Here is a 4,108-nt window from a genome sequence, read left to right on the forward strand (position 1 = left end):
GCCTTCACGACGTTGTGCGCCGTGGTGCTGCCGAGGCTCTTCGTCAGGACGTTCTGGATTCCCGCCGCGGTGATCACGGCGCGGACCGCGCCGCCGGCGATCACACCGGTACCGTCGCTCGCCGGGCGCATGAAGACTCTCGCCGCGCCGAATTTTCCCAAAATCTCATGGGGCACGGTTCCGTTACGCAGCGGAATCCGAATGAGCGTTTTCTTGGCCCGCTCGGCGCCCTTTCGAATCGCATCCGGAACTTCGTTTGCCTTGCCCAATCCCACGCCCACGTGACCTTGTTGGTCACCCACGACCACCAGGGCCGAAAAGCTGAACCGCTTGCCGCCCTTCACGACCTTGGCCACTCGGTTTACGTTGATGACCTTCTCGGTCAGCGTTAAGTCGTCGGGATTAATTTTGGGTCTTGCAATCACAGATTCCTCCGTCAGAATTTAAGACCGCCGGCTCGGGCGGCGTCCGCCAAAGCCTTCACGCGGCCGTGATACAAATAAGCTCCCCGGTCAAAGGCCACTTCCTTGACGTTCTTTTCAATCGCCTTGCGGGCGATCAGCTGTCCGACTTTCTGCGCGGCCTCGATCGTCGTCGTTTTCTTAATCTCCCCCTTGAGTTCTTTTGACATCGTCGAGGCGGCCACGACCGTCTTATGAGCGCCGTCGTCAATGATCTGGGCGTACAGATGTCGGTTGCTTCGAAATACAGACAGCCGAGGGCGCTGACTCGATACCGTCAGTCGCTTTCTTACGCGCGCCTTTCGGATGACTCTGCCTTCTTGTCGTGAATGCATGGGGTATTCCGCCTTCCTTAAGTGCTGGCCGCCGCGCCGGCCCCGGCCGCCTTGCCGGCTTTCCGGCGGACGGTCTCGTTGGCGTACTTGATGCCCTTACCCTTATACGGTTCCGGCACTCGGTACCGGCGGATTTCGGCCGCCGTCTGGCCCACCAGATGTTTATCGGCTCCCGAGATCGTAATTTTCGTCTGCTTTTCGACGGTCACCATGATGCCCTCCGGAATCGGAAAGAGCACCGGGTGGGAAAAACCGAGAGCCATCTCCAACTGGTTTCCCTTCACCGCGGCTCGGTAACCGACTCCAATGACTTCCAGTTCACGGGTAAAACCTTGCGCTACCCCGCGAACCATATTCGCGAGCAAACTCCGCGTCAGACCGAATTTGGCCCGTGCGTCCGGAGCCGTGGCGTCCTTAAGCGAACAAAGCACCTGCTGGTCGGCCACCTTCACGTCGATGACCGGCTCAATCGCCAGTTCCAATTTTCCCTTCGGTCCCTCAATTCGGATCGTATGCCCGTCCAGGACGGCTTTTACGTTTTGAGGAAGTTGAACCGGCTGTTTCCCAATGCGCGACATAGTAGCTCCCTACATGACCGAACAGATCAACTCACCGCCCAGGCAGGCGTCGCGAGCGGCCATTCCCGTCATCATCCCTTTCGACGTGCTCACGATCGTCACTTCGACTCCCGTCGATGTCGCGGGAACGTCTTGCGCGGAGGCGTACCTTCGGCATCCCGGCGTGCTGATCCGCTTCAATCGGTGAATCATCGGTTCGCCGTCCGAAGAATAACGGAGGTTCATCCGAAGAATCTTTTTCCCCTGATCCGACAGCATCCGAACGTCCGAGATAAATCCCTCGTCCTTCAATATTTCAGCGAGGCGAACCTTCACCTTCGAAGCCGGAATGTCCACGCTCGGGTGTTGCGCCTTTTGGGCGTTCCGAATTCGGGTCAAAAAATCTGCGATGGGATCCGTGTTCATCAGTACGCCTCCTACCAGCTCGCCTTGATCACGCCCGGGATTTCTCCCTTGTGCGCGAGTTTCCGAAAACAGAGCCGGCACATGTCGAACTTCCGGTAGTACGCGCGCGCTCGACCGCATAACGGGCAGCGGTTGTACCGGCGTACGCCGAACTTCGGCTTTCTCCGAGCTTTCGCCATTAACGATGTCTTCGCCATAACTCCTCTCAATTCTCCCGAAACGGCAGGCCCATTTGTGTCAACAGACTCTTCGCTTCCGCCGGTGTCTTCGCCGTGGTGACGAGAGTGACGTTCATCCCGAAGGTCTTTTCCACCTTGTCGACCTCGATCTCCGGAAAGATGTAATGCTCCCGAACTCCCAGCGTGTACGCTCCCCGTCCGTCGAACGACTTGGGAGAGATGCCTTTAAAATCGCGGACCCGCGGAAGAGCCACATTGCAGAGCCGGTCAAAAAATTCGTACATCTGCCTTTGGCGAAGAGTGACCATGCACCCGATGGGCAGTCCCTTGCGGAGCTTGAAGTTGGAAATGGCCTTTTTCGCCCGGGTGATGACCGGCTTCTGGCCCGCGATGCGGGCCATGTCCGCGGCCGCGGTCTCCACGATTTTGGGTTCAACGGTGGATTTGCCGAGGCCCATGTTCAAAATGATTTTGCTGAGACGAGGCACCTCCATTTTGTTCTTGTACCCATGCTTCTGCATGAGGGCGGGAACCACCTCGTCCAAGTACATCTTCTTAATTCTGGGAGCCGCCGTCGCCATACGTCATGCCTTCTTCTTCTCGATCGTTTCGCCGCACTTCACGCAGACCCTCTGCGCTTCGCCTTCCTCGGTCTTCTTGAAACGCACGCGCACCGGTCGATTGCACTTGGAACAGACCAGCAGCACGTTCGATAGATGGAGAGAAGCCTCTTTTTCGACGATGCCGCCCTGACGATTTTTCGCCGATGGCCGCTCATGCCGTTTGACCATATTGACCTTCTCGACCAAGACGCGGTCTTTCCGGGACAAGATGGTCAGGACACGCCCGGTTTTCCCGGTCTCACGTCCCGTCACCACCTGAACCAAATCGTTTTTGCGAATCGCCTGATTGGATCTTCGCTCGCGTGTCATCTGCATCAGACCACCTCCGGTGCGAGAGAAATGATCTTCATGAAATTTTTCGCCCGAAGCTCACGAGCTACGGGCCCGAAAATACGCGTGCCGATCGGTTCGCGATCGAGCGAGATCAAAACCGCCGAGTTGTCGTCGAATCGAATGTACGATCCGTCCTTGCGCAGCACCTCTTTCCTGGTGCGCACCACGACGGCTCGCTTCACCTCCCCTTTCTTCACCTTCGCCGTCGGGATGGCCTCTTTGACCGCAACCACGATCACGTCTCCCACGCTGGCGTATTTACGTCGGGTCCCCCCCAGCACCTTAATGCATTGAACCATGCGTGCCCCGGAGTTATCGGCGACTTCGAGTTTCGTCTTCATCTGAATCATGCGCCGGCCTCCGGAGCTTTCGGGGCCCCCGAAGCCTGCGGTTGGTCCGTCACCTTGCGGCGCTGGTAGGCAACCTTCTCTTCCGGCCGCACCTTCGCCTTTTCCATGACGTTGACCACGACCCAGCGTTTCGTCTTGCTGAGCGGCCGGCTCTCCCGCAATCGAACCAAATCTCCCAAGCTCGCCGTCTCTTTCTCGTCGTGCGCCACAAACTTCGCCCGGCGCACGAAGATCTTCTTGTACTTGGCGTGACTCACGTGGGTTCGCGTTTCCACGATGACCGTCTTCTGCATTTTGTCGCTGATCACCCGACCCACGACTTCAATTCTTTTCCCGCGAGGCCTCATGCCTGTTTCTCCTTTTTCGTCTTCCCGGAAACTACCATCTCCTGCTGAATCGTCTTGATCCGCGAAACCAATTGCCGGAACTTCCGCATATTCATCGGCGTCGTCGCCTGCTCGCTGTGCCGCTTGAAATGGAGCCAGAACAATTGCTCATTCGCCTCGCGGACTTTGGCTTCCAATTCCTCGGTTTTCAACGCGCGAAGATTGGCGATCTGTTCCTTTCGATGTTCCTTGCCCTTCATACGGCTCTCCGTGAAACAATTCGGGTCTTCAGCGGAAGTTTGTGGGACGCCAGGCGAAACGCTTCCTTCGCCGTCGCATTGTCCACACCTTCCATTTCATACAAAATACGGCCCGGCCGAATAACCGCGACCCAATCTTCCGGCGATCCCTTTCCTTTTCCCATCCGGGTTTCGGCCGGTTTCTTGGTCAATGGCTTGTCGGGAAACATCCGAATCCAGACTTTCCCTCCCCGTTTGATGAAACGGGAAATCGAAACA

At 57.3% G+C, this 4,108-nt stretch carries 11 protein-coding genes; all 11 read right to left on the reverse strand.

Annotation, left to right across the window (positions count from 1 at the left end):
- On the reverse strand, positions 1-422 hold a 422-nt coding region (gene rpsE / locus VI895_11140; GenBank protein ID HLG20353.1), incomplete at its 3' end, for a 30S ribosomal protein S5.
- 14 nt (positions 423-436) lie between these two features.
- Complete coding sequence (gene rplR / locus VI895_11145) at positions 437-796, reverse strand: 50S ribosomal protein L18 (GenBank protein ID HLG20354.1); 360 nt, start codon at positions 794-796, stop codon at positions 437-439.
- 17 nt (positions 797-813) lie between these two features.
- On the reverse strand, positions 814-1,374 hold the full coding sequence (gene rplF / locus VI895_11150; protein ID HLG20355.1) for a 50S ribosomal protein L6: 561 nt from the start codon (positions 1,372-1,374) through the stop codon (positions 814-816).
- A 9-nt stretch (positions 1,375-1,383) separates the two neighbouring features.
- Entirely contained in the window at positions 1,384-1,782 is a 399-nt protein-coding gene (gene rpsH / locus VI895_11155) for a 30S ribosomal protein S8 (protein HLG20356.1), read from the reverse strand.
- A gap of 8 nt (positions 1,783-1,790) precedes the next feature.
- The gene (locus VI895_11160) at positions 1,791-1,976 is read right to left on the reverse strand and encodes a type Z 30S ribosomal protein S14 (protein ID HLG20357.1); all 186 of its coding nucleotides are present in this window, start codon (positions 1,974-1,976) and stop codon (positions 1,791-1,793) included.
- 8 nt (positions 1,977-1,984) lie between these two features.
- On the reverse strand, positions 1,985-2,539 hold the full coding sequence (rplE, locus tag VI895_11165; GenBank protein ID HLG20358.1) for a 50S ribosomal protein L5: 555 nt from the start codon (positions 2,537-2,539) through the stop codon (positions 1,985-1,987).
- Positions 2,540-2,542: 3 nt separating this feature from the next.
- Positions 2,543-2,896 (reverse strand): 50S ribosomal protein L24, encoded by a 354-nt coding sequence (gene rplX, locus VI895_11170; protein HLG20359.1) that lies wholly within the window; start codon positions 2,894-2,896, stop codon positions 2,543-2,545.
- Positions 2,896-3,264 (reverse strand): 50S ribosomal protein L14, encoded by a 369-nt coding sequence (gene rplN, locus VI895_11175; protein HLG20360.1) that lies wholly within the window; start codon positions 3,262-3,264, stop codon positions 2,896-2,898. Before rplN ends, rplX begins: the two co-directional genes overlap by 1 nt.
- On the reverse strand, positions 3,261-3,611 hold the full coding sequence (gene rpsQ, locus VI895_11180; GenBank protein ID HLG20361.1) for a 30S ribosomal protein S17: 351 nt from the start codon (positions 3,609-3,611) through the stop codon (positions 3,261-3,263). The genes rplN and rpsQ overlap by 4 nt, the downstream gene beginning before the upstream one ends.
- Positions 3,608-3,850, reverse strand: a complete 243-nt coding sequence (rpmC, locus tag VI895_11185; protein HLG20362.1) for a 50S ribosomal protein L29 — start codon at positions 3,848-3,850, stop codon at positions 3,608-3,610. The genes rpsQ and rpmC overlap by 4 nt, the downstream gene beginning before the upstream one ends.
- Positions 3,847-4,108: 50S ribosomal protein L16 (rplP, locus tag VI895_11190; protein HLG20363.1), on the reverse strand; the 262-nt coding region annotated here is incomplete at its 5' end. The genes rplP and rpmC, both read right to left, overlap by 4 nt.

The organism is Bdellovibrionota bacterium (assembly GCA_035292885.1).
Taxonomy (GTDB): domain Bacteria; phylum Bdellovibrionota_G; class JALEGL01; order JALEGL01; family DATDPG01; genus DATDPG01.